This window comes from Paenibacillus sp. SN-8-1, from assembly GCF_050995535.1.
Lineage (GTDB): Bacteria > Bacillota > Bacilli > Paenibacillales > Paenibacillaceae > Fontibacillus.
In genome coordinates this window covers 4,120,364-4,136,445 of sequence record NZ_CP194782.1, presented here as the reverse complement: position 1 = coordinate 4,136,445, position 16,082 = coordinate 4,120,364, and the positions used below count along the sequence as shown (strand labels likewise).

At 49.9% G+C, this 16,082-nt stretch carries 15 protein-coding genes; 7 read left to right on the top strand and 8 right to left on the bottom strand.

Annotated elements, in window-relative coordinates; genetic code table 11:
• Positions 1–68 precede the first annotated feature (68 nt).
• Positions 69–713, top strand: a complete 645-nt coding sequence (mobA, locus tag ACRRNK_RS20235; RefSeq protein WP_433944392.1) for a molybdenum cofactor guanylyltransferase — start codon at positions 69–71, stop codon at positions 711–713.
• Between the two features lie 102 nt (positions 714–815).
• Here the strand turns inward: mobA and moaA are convergent, their stop codons facing one another.
• Complete coding sequence (gene moaA / locus ACRRNK_RS20230) at positions 816–1,823, bottom strand: GTP 3',8-cyclase MoaA (protein ID WP_433944391.1); 1,008 nt, start codon at positions 1,821–1,823, stop codon at positions 816–818.
• Positions 1,824–2,115: 292 nt separating this feature from the next.
• Here moaA and ACRRNK_RS20225 point away from each other — a divergent pair, with 292 nt between their 5' ends.
• Positions 2,116–2,811 (top strand): TorD/DmsD family molecular chaperone, encoded by a 696-nt coding sequence (locus ACRRNK_RS20225; protein ID WP_433944390.1) that lies wholly within the window; start codon positions 2,116–2,118, stop codon positions 2,809–2,811.
• Positions 2,812–2,937: 126 nt separating this feature from the next.
• Here the strand turns inward: ACRRNK_RS20225 and ACRRNK_RS20220 are convergent, their stop codons facing one another.
• The 5 genes from ACRRNK_RS20220 to ACRRNK_RS20200 form a co-directional block, all read right to left on the bottom strand.
• Positions 2,938–6,237 (bottom strand): efflux RND transporter permease subunit, encoded by a 3,300-nt coding sequence (locus ACRRNK_RS20220; RefSeq protein WP_433944389.1) that lies wholly within the window; start codon positions 6,235–6,237, stop codon positions 2,938–2,940.
• 34 nt (positions 6,238–6,271) lie between these two features.
• On the bottom strand, positions 6,272–7,198 hold the full coding sequence (locus ACRRNK_RS20215; RefSeq protein WP_433944388.1) for a TetR/AcrR family transcriptional regulator: 927 nt from the start codon (positions 7,196–7,198) through the stop codon (positions 6,272–6,274).
• A gap of 93 nt (positions 7,199–7,291) precedes the next feature.
• Positions 7,292–7,606, bottom strand: a complete 315-nt coding sequence (locus tag ACRRNK_RS20210; RefSeq protein WP_433944387.1) for a DMT family transporter — start codon at positions 7,604–7,606, stop codon at positions 7,292–7,294.
• Entirely contained in the window at positions 7,606–7,944 is a 339-nt protein-coding gene (locus ACRRNK_RS20205; RefSeq protein WP_433944386.1) for a DMT family transporter, read from the bottom strand. The genes ACRRNK_RS20210 and ACRRNK_RS20205 overlap by 1 nt, the downstream gene beginning before the upstream one ends.
• A gap of 26 nt (positions 7,945–7,970) precedes the next feature.
• Complete coding sequence (locus ACRRNK_RS20200; protein ID WP_433944385.1) at positions 7,971–8,567, bottom strand: TetR/AcrR family transcriptional regulator; 597 nt, start codon at positions 8,565–8,567, stop codon at positions 7,971–7,973.
• Positions 8,568–8,762: 195 nt separating this feature from the next.
• On the opposite strand from ACRRNK_RS20200, the gene cls reads away from it, so the two are divergent.
• Positions 8,763–10,271, top strand: a complete 1,509-nt coding sequence (gene cls, locus ACRRNK_RS20195) for a cardiolipin synthase (RefSeq protein WP_433944384.1) — start codon at positions 8,763–8,765, stop codon at positions 10,269–10,271.
• 135 nt (positions 10,272–10,406) lie between these two features.
• Here cls and ACRRNK_RS20190 read toward each other — a convergent pair whose 3' ends face one another.
• Entirely contained in the window at positions 10,407–11,927 is a 1,521-nt protein-coding gene (locus tag ACRRNK_RS20190; RefSeq protein ID WP_433944383.1) for a phospholipase D family protein, read from the bottom strand.
• A gap of 150 nt (positions 11,928–12,077) precedes the next feature.
• On the opposite strand from ACRRNK_RS20190, the gene ACRRNK_RS20185 reads away from it, so the two are divergent.
• The 3 genes from ACRRNK_RS20185 (at position 12,078) to ACRRNK_RS20175 (ending at position 13,313) form a co-directional block, all read left to right on the top strand.
• Positions 12,078–12,578 carry a MerR family transcriptional regulator gene (locus ACRRNK_RS20185; RefSeq protein WP_433944382.1) on the top strand — a complete coding sequence of 167 codons (501 nt, stop codon included), beginning with the start codon at positions 12,078–12,080 and terminating at the stop codon, positions 12,576–12,578.
• 153 nt (positions 12,579–12,731) lie between these two features.
• On the top strand, positions 12,732–13,064 hold the full coding sequence (locus ACRRNK_RS20180) for a phytoene desaturase family protein (RefSeq protein ID WP_433944381.1): 333 nt from the start codon (positions 12,732–12,734) through the stop codon (positions 13,062–13,064).
• A gap of 51 nt (positions 13,065–13,115) precedes the next feature.
• Positions 13,116–13,313: a hypothetical protein gene (locus tag ACRRNK_RS20175; protein ID WP_433944380.1), complete on the top strand. Its 198-nt coding sequence runs from the start codon at positions 13,116–13,118 to the stop codon at positions 13,311–13,313.
• Between the two features lie 270 nt (positions 13,314–13,583).
• On the opposite strand, the gene ACRRNK_RS20170 is transcribed toward ACRRNK_RS20175, so the two are convergent.
• Positions 13,584–14,405: a hypothetical protein gene (locus ACRRNK_RS20170; RefSeq protein ID WP_433944379.1), complete on the bottom strand. Its 822-nt coding sequence runs from the start codon at positions 14,403–14,405 to the stop codon at positions 13,584–13,586.
• Between the two features lie 499 nt (positions 14,406–14,904).
• Here ACRRNK_RS20170 and fni point away from each other — a divergent pair, with 499 nt between their 5' ends.
• Positions 14,905–16,020, top strand: coding sequence for a type 2 isopentenyl-diphosphate Delta-isomerase (fni, locus tag ACRRNK_RS20165; protein ID WP_433946959.1), 1,116 nt, complete (start codon positions 14,905–14,907; stop codon positions 16,018–16,020).
• Positions 16,021–16,082: the final 62 nt, after the last annotated feature.

Sequence of the window (16,082 nt, the reverse complement as noted above, 5' to 3'; positions counted from 1 at the left end):
TGGAAAGGGATACAAACCATGTTTTATCGGATTTTCTTAATTATGGCATGAAGGGGAGCGGATAATTCATGGATATCACAGGCATAGTGATTGCAGGAGGACGTTCAAGTCGTATGGGGAGGAACAAGGCGCTGCTGCCTCTAGGGAATCTCCCGGTGATAGAGAATTTAGTTCGAAATTTGGATGAAGTTACCAATAGACTAATTGTTGTCTCTAACGACGAATCTCCATACTGCTATCTGGGTAAAGAGATTGTGCCAGACTTATATAGACAAGCTGGTCCGCTCGCTGGTATTCATGCGGGGCTGTCCGCCTCTGGAAGCTCCTGGAACCTCATTACGGCCTGCGACATGCCGTTCGTAAATACAGCTGCCTTACGCCGGCTTATATTAGAGGCAGAGGCAATTAGCGAAAGGGAACATGCATCTAATGGAAAAGAACTAACCGAAGCGGTCATCCCGCTTACAGCGGACGGTGTTCTGCCGCTGCTTGCGATGTATCGGCGTTCCGTGCTTCCGGGTCTCGATGCAGCTCTAAGGGAAGATCAGCTGCGCCTAATCTCATGGACACGGACACTTCAAGCAGCTTATATTCCGGCACATGAGCTGTGCAAGGAAGGGGTTACAGAGGAGCTGCTCTCTTTCAATATGAACCGGCCCGGGGACTATGAGAAGGCGTGTCAGATTTATGAGGAATTTAGGCTCCGGCCATAAGTTGATAAATGATCGAAGAAGCCACCCGCTCTACATGGAGCTGGTGGCTTCTTCGATCATTTAATATGGCAGGTGTGACCTATCAAGGCACCCTGGCCTTGCTTATCCGCCGATCTGGGACATCCGGCGTGAGGTTGGGGTGTTGCTCTGTTCTTTCTTTTCCAGAGCGAGCGCCATCTCATGGTTCTTGGGCTTCGTCCCCAGGGAGTTAATGAACATGGAGCGGATGGCGTCAGGGTCATTCTTGCCTGTAACTTTGCGAACATTGAATTCTTCAGACCAGTACAGGCAGGACTTGATATGGCCGTCCGCTGTCAACCGGAGCCGGTTGCAGTTATCACAGAAGTGATCGCTAACCGGGTGGATCAGCCCGAAAGTACCGGCAGCGCCCTTGACTCTCATGTTCTGGGAAGGGCCATTTCCCTTCAATTGGCTCGCGGCTTCCGTCTCCCAGCCCGCCGCCTGGCATACCTCCATAACAGCTTCCAGAGGCAGGTAGGACTTACGCCACGAATCGGTAGCGCTGCCGATTGGCATATATTCTATAAACCGTACATGAATAGGACGGTCCAGCGTCATGGCAATGAAGTCTTGAATCTCATCGTCATTGGAGCCCTTCATCAGCACCACGTTCAGCTTGATAGGATCAAGTCCGGCTTCTTCCGCGGCGGTAATCCCTTCAAGCACCTTGGAGACATCGCCTCCGCGAGTGATAAGGGCATACCTGTCCTTGTGAAGTGAATCAAGGCTGATATTGATGCGGTTCAGACCCGCTTCCTTGAGGAGGGCTGCCTTCTTGGGAAGGAAAATGCCGTTCGTTGTGAGCGAAATATCCTCAATCCCTTCTATACGGGACAGCATGGATATAAGCTGCTCCAGATCCTTGCGGACAAGCGGCTCTCCCCCTGTAAGGCGGATCTTGCGCAGCCCGATAGGGGCCAACGCGGCGGCAACTTCGGCGATCTCCTCATAGGACATGATTTCCTCGTGAGGCTGGAATACCATGCCTTCGGCGGGCATACAGTATACACAACGCAAATTACAGCGGTCTGTTACTGAAATCCGGAGGTAATCGTGAATCCGTCCGAAAGAGTCCTGCAGCATTTCCATCCAGATTCACCCTTTCTGCGATATGAACTCGGAGTGCAATTAATAATACTTCTTATATTATAATTCATTTTGGTGTATAGCATAGCAAGTGATTGAGCATTCTGATGAAAAAAGATTGAATCTTTTTTCAATAAAAATATTGTGAAAGCGCGTTCACGCTAATGTCATTTTTATGTGTGAATTCATTCACTTGGGAAGTTCTGTATTAGCTATAATGAAGGAGAAGAGACGTCGTCAATCAGGGCAAGGAAGGCGGTATCTCTACCTATAAGCGAACTTAGGGAGCTGACTTATGATGACAACGACCATATTCGAGGATGGTGTTACTGCAAGCGTGGAGCAGATGCTGTGGCTGGAGCGCAGGGGCTGGGTATATCAGCTGCTGGTTGATTTTCTGGGACGTGTCCCTCGTCTATCCTTAATTGCACAGTACCGCCGTGAAGGCAAGCTGAAGGGCCCTGTAATATCGGGTGAGGGAGCCCGGATGTTGAAGAGCTATTTGGATAGTACCCAGGAGAGCCGGCTTCGGCAGGTATGTTATGAGGAAGCTGATGAATATATGAGATTGTTTGCGGGGAGTCAAGCTGTGCTGCCTTTTACAGAAGGGGTATTTCGGGCAAGACAGGAAGGGCTGGAAGCCTTGAGGCACTCTTCTGGGCTTGGGGCCGTGTATTGTGAGTGCGGAGTTGTGTTCAATAAGCTGCATAATGAACAGGACGATCATATGGCAATTGAACTTGAATTCATGTCTGTGCTCGCAGACCGGATGCTTGTGGCCGGCTGTGTAAGGAATAAATGCACGGAGCTTGCCGACATACAGCTGTGGTTCCTGGAATCCCATCTGCTGCAGTGGGCGCCTGCCTTCGCTGAAGCTTTACAGAGAGAGGCGAGAACTCCGCTATACAAAGGCCTGGCTGTACTATTGTCGGAATTCCTTCCACGGGATCTAGATGTACTGCGTTCTTGGAGAGTTGCACAGAGTTCATGATCGGTATTAGGAGCTTGGTTATTCTTTAAAAGAAAAGGGCCGCACCCTTCGTAGAGTCATCTACTTAGGATGCGGCCCTTATGCGTTCGCGGCAATGAAAGAAGAACGCTTAACTTAATTCTACTCTTAAGCCTTAGCTTTGGCTGCAGCTTTAGACTTGCCGCCCCTGCGGAGCTTCATCAGGAATTCATAGACAATCGGCACAATGACGAGTGTCAGCAGGGTTGAGCTGATGAGTCCGCCGATGACTGTGATACCAAGCCCGCGCGAGATAATTCCCGCACTGTTCTCAAGGCCAAATACGAGCGGCAGCAGAGCGCCAATCGTGGCCAGGGCGGTCATCAGAATCGGACGAAGACGGGTTGCCCCGGCCTCCAGAAGAGCCTCGCGTGTAGAGAGGCCTTCGCGTTCCTTATGAATAACACGGTCGATCAAGACGATGGCATTGGTGACCACGATCCCGATCAGCATGAGTGCACCCATAAGTGACGATACATTCAGGGTTTCTCCGCCGATCAACAGGGCGATCAGTGCGCCGATGATGATGAATGGCAGAGAGAACAGGATAGCGAAAGGCGCAAGCCCGCCGCCGAACGTGACTACGAGCACGAAATATACGATCGCAATCGCGGCAGCCATAGCAAGGCCAAGCTGGGTGAACGTATCGTTAATTTGAGCCGTGACTCCCCCGAACTCCACTGTAACGCCATCCGGCTTGTCATAAGCGTTAACTTTGTCTTGAAGACTTTTGGAGGCGCTGCTTACATCTGTAGAGATGATATTGGCACTGACCTCGATCACCATTTTGCCGTCAATGCGCATGATGGAGTTCGGCGAGATACCTTTTTCTACTTTAGCGACATCCTTAATAGCTACTTCCTTGCCAAGTGGGGACATGAGCGTTTCGTTCTCGATGTCTTGCAGGCTCTTGTACGTTTTGTTATCGGCTTCAATATAGACTTTGTAGTCCTTGTTATCGATTTGGACCTCGGTCAGAACCGGACGCTCACGCTGCGGGCTAAGCTTCATAGCCAGCTGTCCGGCAGTAAGTCCCAGCGAGCTGAGCTTCTTCTGATCAGCGACCAGCGTGTATTGGTCATAAGCTTTGGATAAGCTGGAGTCGCCTTTGTCAAAATGAGTCTTGTCATCATTCACCCATTTCAGGATCTGATCGGATACCGGCTGGATCTGCTTCAGATTGTCGCCGTAGACCTGAACAGCAAGCTTGCTTCCGCCCATGCCTCCGCTCATGCCGGACATCTCTTTCCAGGTTCCATCAGGCACCTGTACCTTTAGATCCTCGACTAACTTCTTCTTCACATCTTCAAAATTCTTGGTGTCTTCCTTGTAGATCACATAGAACAAAGCGGAGTTGGAAGGGCCGGGACTAAGCGGATTGGTGCCCCCAACGGAATATTGCATTTTATCCAGGCCAGGCTGCTTCAAAATAAATTTCTCAGCGGTCAGCGCACGCTTCTCGACATCCTCACGCGTGTCGCCCGGTGCTGGTGAATAGGTCACCATAACATACTTCTCGGATTGTTCCGGCATGAAGCTGGTGCCGATGAATTTGGTCAGGAACAGACTGCCAACCAGAAGCAGCACGGCGAAACCGAAGGTGATCAGCTTATGGGACAATGCCCAGTTCAGAACCTTCTGGTAACCGCGGGCCAGTGCACCCGGCTTCTCTTCATGATCATGCGTCTTCTTGAGGCCATTCCTGAACAAGGTATGTGCCAGCGCAGGCACCAGGGTAATGGCAACCAGCAGTGACGCAAGCAGCGAGAATACCATCGTAAGCGCGAATGGGGTGAACAGCTCGCCCACCATACCGCTAACGAAGGCCAGCGGCAGGAAGACCGCAATCGTTACAATCGTGGATGAGGCGATCGGGACGAACATCTCGCGTGTCGCTTCGCGGATGAGTTCGCTGCCCTTCAGCTTCTCGCCGGTCAGGGAGAGACGCCGGTAGATATTCTCGATGACGACAATGGAGTCATCGACAACCCGGCCGATCGCAACGGTCATGGCGCCCAGAGTCATCATGTTCAGTGTAATATTCATCTGACGCAGAGCTAGTACGGCAATAAGCAGCGACAGAGGAATCGAGATGATTGAGATAATGGTAGAGCGGATATTGCGCAGGAAGATCAGAATGATCAGCACGGCGAACAAGGCACCGAACACAGCTTTGCTAAGCATGGTGTTAACGGAGTCTTCAATCGGCTTGCCTTGATCCATCAGAATGGTGAGATCAAGATCCTTGAACTCGGACTTCAGGGATTCCGCTCTGTCCTTAACTTTGTTAACCACATCAACGGTATTCGCGTCATTGGACTTAACAATCTGGATCCCGATGGATTCCTTGCCGTTCGTACGGGAAATGGATTCCGCCTTACCCACGACATTAATTGCAGCTACGTCGGACAGCTTAACCGTAGGAATGGACGCGGGCACAGCAGCGCCCTGGATTCCAGCCGCTCCCGCTCCGCCTGGAGCGGCAGCCTGCCCAGCGCTGGCATTGCCAGCATCCGCAGCGGACTGTCCCGCAGCGCCCTGGGCTCCAGTGCTACCCGCAGCGCTTTGGGTACCAGCACCGCCCGCGGCAGTGCCTTGCCCCGCTGCGCCTTGCGCTCCAGCGCTACCCGGCGCTGCACCTTGTCCAGCGGCTCCGCTGCTTGGAGTTACCGGGATCGTTACATTCTTCAGATCCTCCACCGTTGTGATGGCTCCATCCACAACGACAGCCTTCTGGGATTTATCCATTTCGAACAAGCCAAGTGGTACGCGGACGGCCGAGGCTTGAACGACCCCTTTTACCGTATCTTCGGTTAGACCGAGCTCCTTAAGCTTGTCTTGATTGAACTTCAATTGAACTTCCTTCACATACTGACCGGCCACCTGGACGGAGGCTACACCCTCCAGCTTCTCCAGTGCGGGCTTAACATCATTCTCAGCTGTCCGGGTCAGATTCTCCAAGTCGTTGCCGTTCTTGGCACTCATGCTGAGAGAGATGACAGGCAATGAATTCAGGCTGAACCGGGTAATTTGCGGCTTCTGGGCCCCGTCTGGAAGGGTTACACTGTTCAGTGCTTCCCGTACGACCGCAGATGCGTTGTCCAGATTGGTTCCATAGTTGAACTCAAGGATAATAGATGAGGCATTCTCCATGGAGGTAGACGTAATGGTCTTAATGCCTTCGACATTCCGCAGCCCCTGCTCCAGAGGCTTCGTAATCTCGTCTACCACATTCTCGGGGGCCGCGCCTGGATACACAGCCGAGATGCTCAAATAAGGTACATTAATATTCGGGATGGTCTCCTGCTTCATGGTCAGACCGCTGTAAAGACCAGCGGCAACAACGATAATCGTCAGCAGCCAGATCGCGAATTTGTTTCGCAATGAGAAATTAATAATTCCTTTCATACTTAGGTAACTGCTCCTCTCCGTATCTCTCTACTCACCCGTGTGTAACGGGGCCTTGTCTAAAATTTGTATGTAGAAGCATGGCTGCTTCCAATTCTTTGAACTCCTCATCAAGCTCCGGAATGTTCTCCAAATTCCTGAGCATTCCCTGCAGAATAACGCGCCGGGGCTGGAGTTCAACAATCTCCTGTTCCAGAATGTGCAGAGAATCATGGATCTCTTCCTTCCGTTCAGGAGACAGGCTGAGGTCCCGCGCTCTATTCTTCATGGATTTGATGACTTGAAGCGGGTGCCTATTCGAAGCTAATGCCTCGATTCCCTCATGAGCCCACTCCAGCATCTCTGCCGAGAAAAGAGGAAGTGGACGCTTATGCAAGAATCCATCGCTTAGCTGATCCAGTGCGAACATCAGGTGCTCGGACATCATCTGAATGCTAATGTTGATCCTTGGATCAAAGAGCAGACGTATATAGGAACCGAATGAGCCTTGGAGGAACAAGGTAAGATCCGCGGCATAAGGAGCGATCTCGGGGCCATAGACACGTACGAGCTTGGTCTGTGCCCAGCTCAGCAGCATGAGGTTGTTATCCTTGACACATTGCGGCTCGAAGTTCTTCTTTCCATAGGTTACCCATTCTCTAAACTGCATCAGCAGAAATTCCCGCAGCTCCAGTACCAGGCTGAGCAGGACCTCAATCTGCTTCCGAAGGCTTTCCTTCGGCGACAGTCCTGTCTCTTGATCGACTTCAATTAAGTGCTCCTGCAGCATTTGGTAACAGTGGTTATAAATGCTGATCTCAAGCTCCACCTTGGATTTGAAGTGAAGGTACAGGCTTCCTTTGGACATTCCGCAGTGCTCGGCGATTTCCTGCATGGAGGTTGCCGAGGATCCCTTGACCGAGAACAGTTCCATGGCTGTTCGAATGATATGTTTTCTTTTATCCGGCGACTTCTCAGACAACAACTTCTACTCCTTTCTGACTAACAGGTTCTGCTTATGACCAACTAGTCAATTACATTATATTACACTCCGATTCGAGGTTACAAATTTGTCTCAGTGAATTAGCTTGAGACCTATAGCCGACCCCAGAATTATAGCGATGCAGACCACTCTTCGCCATTCCTTAGGCTCCTTATATAAGAACATTCCCACTAAGGCGCTCCCGACAGTGCCTATCCCCGTCCATACCGCGTAGGCTGTTCCCATTGGAAGTGTTGTCATTGCAAATGTGAGCAGGGAAAAGCTGCATAGGAATCCAATTCCCAGCAGACCATACGAAAGCAGATTTCCCCGCAAGGTAACCTGCTTGATTCCGATAACACCGAATACTTCACAGCATCCGGCGATAATTAGAGCTATCCAGGCCATTATGAAGCCGCCTCCTCTTGCGTATTGTCCGACATCAGCTTCAAGCCCATGACACCAGCCAGGAGCAGCGCAATCAGCAGCGTTTTAGACCATCTGAAGGGCTCGCCGAAGACGACCATTTCCCCGATAACGGTTCCCGCAGTTCCTATACCTGTGAAGACTGCATAGACCGTCCCTACCGGAAGTCTTCTGGAAGCTTCAATAATGAGCCAGAAGCTGATTGCGATAGCTACCGCGGTAATTAACCAATGCCACCAGGCATTCGAGTGCTTAAGCCCGCTTACCCATACTACTTCTATAATCCCGCCCATAAGGACGTACAGCCAGTGTCTGTTCATCTATATCTCCTCCTAATCTTGATCCATTACTCCCGGCTCTGATGCCCGGTAATTCCACTCCAATAGATGGGCCAGGCCGCCTCCAGACGCTTCTTGGATCTTTCAGGCTTCGAATACAGCAGTTCGACCATAATACCGTCTGCCAAGGTCATATAGGCAATGGCTGCCTGGTGGATATCCATAACCTTGAACGTGCCTCTTCGGGACTCTGCCTCCATTAGCTTGATCAACTTGCGCTCAAGAGAATCAAGGAACGGGTAAATAATCCCGATAACCTCATCCCGTATCGCATGCGGCGGAAAGAAGAGCATCCGAAGCAGGAATTTCATATCCTCATTTCGGTCATATTCATCCTGAAGCATCTGGAATAGGCCCTGCAGCCTTTCCTCCAGAGGATCACTTTGACGTCTTAGAAAAAACTGGACAATCTTATGCTTCTCCTCCCTGAACACCCGACTGAGCACACTCATGTACAAGTCTTCTTTGCCCTTGAAATGGGCATAAATGGAGGGCTTCTTGATTCCGGCACCAGCCGCAATTTTCTGAAGAGAAGCACCTTCGTAGCCGTCTCTTGCGAATTGGGCAAGGGCGGCCTCCTGGATCCGCTGTTTTCCAACTGTCATTGAACAAACTCACCTTCCTAACGGTCGTTAGGTTGACTTTTTCACACATATACTCCCCTGTCAAGGCAGGCGGGAGGCGAACTTCTTGCAGATATATACAGGTCTTGGAGGAATATGGTTAGGAAGAATAGTCAGCTTCATGTAAAATGGTAATGTGTCAGGAAAGGCGATACATCGTAGAAAAGGAGATCATGCATGAGACGTGGCCTGCAAATTATACTCATTGCGGCAATATTATTTGTCTTTTACTTTTTAGGCTTTGGATTTTTCGGGAAATTCGGCGGTACGCTGGTCAGTATTTTTCAGACCTTGACTGTAATTACCGTAGGGCTGGCCATCTTTATGGAGAACCGGAATCCTTCCAGCACCCTAGCCTGGATTCTGCTGCTGGTTCTTTTGCCGGTAGTTGGCCTAGTTCTCTATTTCCTGCTAGGTCAGAACTATTTCAAGCGGAGGAAGTTCGATAAGAAAGCGATGAACGACCAGAAAGCTTATGAAATGATTGATAACACTAACCTGCATGCGGGCTTTGATCTGTCTACGTTCACGCCGGGACAGCAGAGGCTGCTTAAGATGTCTCATAAAATCGCCCGTACCCCGTTCTCCATGGCTACCCGTACACGTGTGCTCACCAATGGGGAGGAGACGTTCTCCTCGCTGCTGAAGGAACTGAAGATGGCGAAGCATCATATTCACATGGAATATTACATTTACCGCGCGGATGAGATAGGCCGTGAGATTCAGCGTACGCTCATTGAGAAGGCGCGGGAGGGTGTAGAAGTTCGCTTTATGTTCGATGCGGTGGGCAGCCTCGGCCTGTCCAAGGCCTTCTTGAATGAGATGAGGGAGGCTGGGATCCAGATTGGTATTTATGGTCAGGTCCGGTTTCTGGCCTTATCAAGCAGGGTGAACTACCGTAATCACCGTAAAATCGTTGTCATTGACGGGAACACCGCCTTCATGGGCGGCCTGAATGTCGGGGATGAGTACTTAAGCCGGAGCAAAACCTATGGCTTCTGGCGGGATACCCATATGCTCGTGAAGGGCGAGGCGGTGAGATCGCTGCAGATTATTTTTCTTCAGGATTGGAAGTACGTTACCGGCGAGAAAATCCTTGGTCTTGAGTATTTATCTCCTGAAATGGAGCGGGGCTGCAGCGGTGCGGTGCAAATCGTTCCCAGCGGTCCCGATAATCCGAACCGGTCTCTCAAGGATATTTTCTTCTCCATCATTACCTCGGCAAAAGAATCGGTATGGCTTGCAACGCCTTATTTCATACCGGATGAAGATCTGCTGACCGCCCTGCGTGTAGCGGCAATATCGGGTCTAGATGTGCGTATCCTGTTCCCGGCGAAGCCCGATAAATGGCTGCCGTTCCTGGCCTCACACTCCTACTTTCCATCCCTGCTTGAAGCGGGTGTCAAAATTTATGAGTATGAGAAGGGCTTCCTGCATGCCAAGCTCCTCATTGCTGACGGGGAAGTGGCCTCGGTCGGCACGGCTAATATGGATATGCGAAGCTTCCACTTGAACTTCGAGGTCAGTGCGCTGCTGGTTCAGAGCGACAGTGTACGCAAGATCGTCGAGGACTTCGAGCGCGACCTGCACTCCACCAAGCTGATCGAGAGAAAAGCCTTCATGAAGAAGCGCGTCGTAGTACGCCTCATGGAATCGGCAGCCCGGCTGATGTCGCCGCTGCTTTAGAGAGAGGCGTAGGTGGTGGAGAGCCAAGGAACTGAATAACCTAATGAAGGCCGTCCCTGGTGGGGCGGCCCTCTTTGTTGCGTTAGGGGCTGAGAACGACCGCTTGTACGGGTGCTCGAATGGCCTTGCTCATCTTCAATACGTTGTGAATCCCAAGATCTTCTGAAGCCGGTACAAGACATCCTTGAACCAGACGGACCGCTCATGATACGCGCTGAAGTCGAGGCTGAACTCGGCTCCTTCGTTGTACCAGATCCGGCCAAAGTAGTGGTCCAGGTCCTTGGTCAGCTTGCTCCCCTTCGGCGCAGCTATCCAGAGATCATTCTCAAGATTCAAATCATCGAGGTTTCGGGCTGTGAAGTTGGCTGAGCCGCCCATAATGATGCTGGGTCCCTTCGCTTTGGCGATGTAGAGAAGCTTCGTGTGATACTGTTCCTTCGTTGTGTTATACCACCGAATCTGCATCTCCTGACCTGATCGTTCCAGAAGCTCTTCAGCTACCGGTCGGTTGGGAAGACCAATCTTCTCCTGACCGAATGCATTCTGGTTCGGATCGAGGATCAGCCGGATCTGAACTCCGCGATGTCCGGCATCGACCAGCTCCTTCATGACCTGAGTATCCGCCAGGTAGAACATCCCCATCCATAAGGTATCTCCTTGGGCTGTCTCGTTAATCGATTTGAGCACATACTTATAGATTTTGCCCTCGGTCAGATACCGGATCTGCAGGGGAGCTGGTGCAGCTTCGGATGAACCAGCTGGCTTGGCAGAAGGCCTGGCCGAAGAAGCTGAGCCACTCCATTTCGGCAGAGTTACACCGCCCGAGAAGTCCGCTACGGCTTGTTCGCTTTCGAGGATATCCCCGGTAATATCCCCTCGCACCTCAAATGCGATATTGGAGTGGAAGGCACTGGCATTATGTACGTTACCCGAGGAGATCAGCGCACTGTTCTCGGTGGCGAGAACTTTACGGTGATTGGCCTTCACATTGAGTAATTTCAGATAGGAACGCGCGGTAATATCAGGTCCAGCCGAAGCCATAAGATTCGGAATCCAGCCGGTGCCCGACTGTCCGAACCATTGAAAGAACGTCCGCCATACAGCCGAATAGGCCGGGGTCGAATCCCTCAGCGGATTGACATCTGTGATAATGACCTGAGCGCCAGCCTGCTTAAGCTGCTCGAGCAGGGGATTCGGGGCGGAATCATAGTTGGTGTTGATCTCGTCCGTAACGAACACGATTTGGAGCCGGGGGTATTTCTGCTTCTGAGCCAACAGCCTGCTGGTCATTTCACCGCTGACATCGGGGTAGCTTTGGCCTTTATGTACATAATCATTGAATAGGAACAAATCGAGAACCACATACTCGCGGGCCTCGCCAATCATCTGAAGCATCCGGTCAAAGATATGCCGCTCTTGGTGAAATCCGCCCTTTCCGTCCGGGTAGGTCAGATCATAGAGGAAATCAACATTGTCCACGCTGTAAAGGGGACTCTCATAAGAAGTCCCTGCTGGAAGGGGCTTATGAGTCTGGTAGATCATCACGGCGGCAAGCCATAAGATGAGCACACAAAAAGCGATAAAGATACTCTTGAGTACGCGTCTTTTCCCGGAATGGCGGGGTGATGCGGTATGCTGCTTGAATAAAGACGTCATAGTCCTTCCTCCTCCTGCTTATTATTTCCTATTAACGTAATTACAGTAGTGTTGAAGCAATCCAACAGTTGGAAAGCTAGCTTTTATCCGAAGCTGGAATAATAATATGTCGCCCTGACACTCTCTGGGCGTATAATGAATGTACTTTTTTTGTACAATGTTTGGTATGCTGAATATGAAGAAGGACCGTCACGGAAAGAGAACCAGAGTGGAGTGAAAGGGTTGTACTCGATCAAACAAGTATCAGCAGCGATGCTGAATATCCCAACGGTTGCGATTCGTGCGTGGGAGAACCGCTACGAGGCCGTAAGCCCCGAACGCACAGATGCTGGATACCGCTTATATACAGAAGAGAATATTGAGGATTTGAAATGGCTTAAAGCGCAGGTTGAGGAGCAGGGGGCAAGTATTTCACAGGCCGTCAAAATGCTTAATAGCCGCAAAAAGGAGCAGAATGAGGCTTCCGTGCTGCTGCAAGAGCACCCCAAGGTAGGCGATCAGACCGCCTACGCCAAGATGGAGGAGCAGATCTATCAGGCGCTTCACTCCTTTCAGGCCCGAGGAATGGAAGATTTGGTTAGAGTCGCTGGTCCGCAAGTCATCGGAATAATAGTAAAGGCCTCCATACCTGGTCAAACCGCTGTCATTTAGACAAAGGTAGACCCATCGGGTGGAGGCCTTTTTGCGTCCACATATCCGACGCATGCCAGACGTAAGATTCGTCATTTACAACAGTGTATGACATTTGTATGACATTTGTATAATATTCGTCTAAAAATTAGACAGGAAAGAGGTGGCCTTTATATGGCCTATCACCCTATCGCAAGGCGTGCCATTGTAGTAGGTGCCGATCCGGGAGGTCTTGCTGCTGCGATGCTGCTTACGAGTCAAGGCTACGAAGTTGAGGTGCTGGAGAAGAACGACTGTGTGGGAGGCAGATCGTCCAGGGTCACACTTGGAGATTACCACTTCGATCGGGGAGCGACCTTCCTGATGATGCCGCATCTGCTAGAAGAGTTATTCACCGCTGCGGGACGTTCTCTCGGGGACTACGTGGTCATGAAGAAGCTGAATCTCTTGTATTCGCTGCATTTTGGAGATACCGTATTTTATATTTATCCCTTCGGACGATCCTGAGGTTACTTCGCACGGCTGTTCCTTAGAGAAGAAGTCGGCTACCGGCGGTTCATGAAGGAGGAAGAGATCAAATTTGGCCATGTGATACCGCTTCTCCAAAGGCCGTTCTTCGCTGAGAGATTATTTCAGGGCAGATGTGTTCCAGGCGTTGCCGAAGCTGCTATTGGAAGACCAACCATCATCAAAGGCCCGTTGGGGGACATTGCCGAAGAAGGATCTGAAACCCATAAAAAAGACACAATACTCTAAATACAGTATTATGTCATAGTTATACTCCATATAATCCTTGACTAATTAATTCTGTTGCTTATTTTTCGTATTAGATAAATAATCCATCCGAAAATGAATCCACATATTACTCCAGCCAACAATGATTTAATTACAGCTAGAACAATTTCTTCAGTTGATGAATCACTAACTGCTATATTAATAAGAAATATTAGACTGAATAATATTGTAGATAGAATAAAGGACTTTGATCTTAGAAATTTCAACACGATTTTTCGCCTCTGTTGGTTTTTATTTAACTACTTTGTCCCAAAGCACTCCTCCGTCTTTGTCGCCTTCTTGGAATACATTATAGTATACATCCTGGACAGTGAGTCCATAGCCCGCAATTTCAATTCCAAAGTGGAAGTTTCCTCTTCCATAAATTCTTGCTTTTCCAGTAATTTCGTATGTTTTACCTTCCTCCCAATTGCTAACCTGCCAGATAGAAAAGTTGCCTTTATTATACCAAGCATCTACAAGATGAGGATTAACTGCCGTGCCATTATAGGTAAAATAACCTTCTACACTAATCGAAAAAAGAGTGTTCCCAAATATACCTTTAACATCAAGAGTATATGTTCTTGTAGGAGTTGCCTTACTTGCTGCTGCCGTTTTAACATCAGGGGATACTGATGAACTGTTGATAACTGGATTGTCCTCAGTTACTGTTTCTACAACAAAGAACGGGGAATTAGTAAATGTAATCTTAACATTATCTGAAATAGTATATTCCTTGAAATTGCCACTCTCAACGTTAGCTTTTAGGTAACTCTTGAAATCATTATTACTTACATTTTTAGTTTCTGGAAGAACTGTTTTTTGCTTCGTATTAACAAAATAATCCGTAATCAATTTTTTATCAACAGGGTTTTTTTGAAAAAATGAATTGATTACTTGATTTGTTTCTTTAGTATCGCTGACGTGTGCATCCTCCAAATTTTTGAGAAGTCTATCCTGTATACTTTGAATCTCTTCAAGATATTGAGGTTTCGCTTCCGCTGCACTCGCACTCGCTGAGAATAAACTAAATAATAACAAAGTAGAAATTAGAGACAATAAACTTTTCTTCATATATAGCAACTCCTTTTAATAGATTTGGATGAATATGGAGTACAACTAAATATAATTATACTGTAATAACAATATAATTCAAATATGGGTTAATATGGTTCTGATATTATGGTATAAATTATACCTATTACGTGTTTTTACAATGTTTTAAGAAACGGTGATTCAAAAAGATAAGGCCGAGGCTAGTAGGTAGGCTAGTCCCACCAGGTGAATTATAATAGCAATAATATATGGATATGTTATGCTGCAAGATAGACAAGGAATGAACGGCAGCAGCCGGTAGGAGGCGCGGATGAAAGAACGTTTTGGCGTACAGGGCGGACGGAGAAGAAGGAGCTTGGCGGGCCGGCGGGCAAGCACAGCCAAGTTGAGAAATAAACCGGAGACGAACAAGCTGAACATGACAGACATGGAACACAATGCAGATATGGAAAATACGCCGGGAATGCCGAATCTGGCGGACATGTTCGACATGGTGAACAAGCCGAACATCTCAAACATGGCAAGCAACGAGTTAGGCAGGGCGTCCGGTGACAGCAGTCGGGCGCAGCAATCAGCCTCTATTGAGGATAACTCCACTGGAGCAGCCTTATCCTTGACATCGGGCCGCAAGACCGAGCATATACGCATATGTCTGGATGAAGAAGTCAATGCCGCGGGATTATCCAGCGGTTTTAATCAGTACGCCTTCCGGCATAATGCACTCCCGGAGATCGACTTTGACCAGATTAGTCTAAGTACCTACTTTATGGAGCGGAAGCTGAGAACGCCGCTTTTGATAAGCTCAATGACTGGCGGGAGCGAGACAGCCGGACGCATCAATGAACGGCTGGCTGAAGCCGCAGAACGCCGCGGATGGGCAATGGGCGTTGGCTCGGTCCGTGCGGCCGTGGAGCATGCGGAGCTTTCAGCGACGTTTGCCTTGCGGCATAAGGCACCTACGATCCCGATCATCGCCAACCTTGGCGCAGTTCAGCTGAATTACGGCTTTGGCGCCGATGACTGCCGGAGGGCTGTGGAAATTGCTGAAGCGGACATGCTCGTCCTACATCTGAATGGCTTACAGGAAGTATTCCAGCCCGAAGGCAATACGGCCTTTGGCGGGTTATTGCAGCGTATCGAGTATTTGTGCAGCACCCTTACTGTGCCTGTAGGGGTAAAAGAGGTGGGCTGGGGCATCGATGCTGATACAGCTGTCCGGCTGCATGAGGCCGGGGTTGCGTTCATTGATGTGGCCGGAGCCGGCGGCACCTCCTGGAGCCAGGTAGAGAAATTCCGCAGCAGTGATCCGGTTCGCCGCCTTGCTGCAGAAGCCTTCGCCGGGTGGGGAATCCCGACGACCGAGTGCATCCGGGCAGTGCGCACAGCGCTTCCGGGATGTGCCCTTATCGGCAGCGGAGGGCTGCACACGGGTGTGGATGCAGCCAAGGCCCTGGCGCTTGGTGCTGACTTGGCCGGCTTCGGTCGGGCGCTGCTTAGCCCGGCAGTTCAGTCCGAGCAGCTGCTTGACGAGGTGCTCAGCCGGGTGGAGTTCGAACTGCGGACAGCCATGTTCGGAATTGGCGCAGCGGATATTGCCTCGCTTAAGGCAACTGAGCGGCTGATTCGTAAGTAGGCGCAGCAAGAAGGGCGTTTCGATATCGCCTCATTCGTAAATAGACTGAGGAAGAATGCCGA

Coding starts and splice junctions, on each gene's coding strand:
- cls (WP_433944384.1), top strand. CDS start 8,763: ATGAGACGTGGCCTGCAAATTATACTCATTGCGGCAATATTATTTGTC.
- fni (WP_433946959.1), top strand. CDS start 14,905: ATGGCAAGCAACGAGTTAGGCAGGGCGTCCGGTGACAGCAGTCGGGCG.
- ACRRNK_RS20210 (WP_433944387.1), bottom strand. CDS start 7,606: ATGGCCTGGATAGCTCTAATTATCGCCGGATGCTGTGAAGTATTCGGT.
- ACRRNK_RS20180 (WP_433944381.1), top strand. CDS start 12,732: ATGGCCTATCACCCTATCGCAAGGCGTGCCATTGTAGTAGGTGCCGAT.
- ACRRNK_RS20220 (WP_433944389.1), bottom strand. CDS start 6,237: ATGAAAGGAATTATTAATTTCTCATTGCGAAACAAATTCGCGATCTGG.
- ACRRNK_RS20175 (WP_433944380.1), top strand. CDS start 13,116: ATGAAGGAGGAAGAGATCAAATTTGGCCATGTGATACCGCTTCTCCAA.
- mobA (WP_433944392.1), top strand. CDS start 69: ATGGATATCACAGGCATAGTGATTGCAGGAGGACGTTCAAGTCGTATG.
- ACRRNK_RS20205 (WP_433944386.1), bottom strand. CDS start 7,944: ATGAACAGACACTGGCTGTACGTCCTTATGGGCGGGATTATAGAAGTA.
- ACRRNK_RS20170 (WP_433944379.1), bottom strand. CDS start 14,405: ATGAAGAAAAGTTTATTGTCTCTAATTTCTACTTTGTTATTATTTAGT.
- ACRRNK_RS20190 (WP_433944383.1), bottom strand. CDS start 11,927: ATGACGTCTTTATTCAAGCAGCATACCGCATCACCCCGCCATTCCGGG.
- ACRRNK_RS20225 (WP_433944390.1), top strand. CDS start 2,116: ATGATGACAACGACCATATTCGAGGATGGTGTTACTGCAAGCGTGGAG.
- ACRRNK_RS20200 (WP_433944385.1), bottom strand. CDS start 8,567: ATGACAGTTGGAAAACAGCGGATCCAGGAGGCCGCCCTTGCCCAATTC.
- moaA (WP_433944391.1), bottom strand. CDS start 1,823: ATGGAAATGCTGCAGGACTCTTTCGGACGGATTCACGATTACCTCCGG.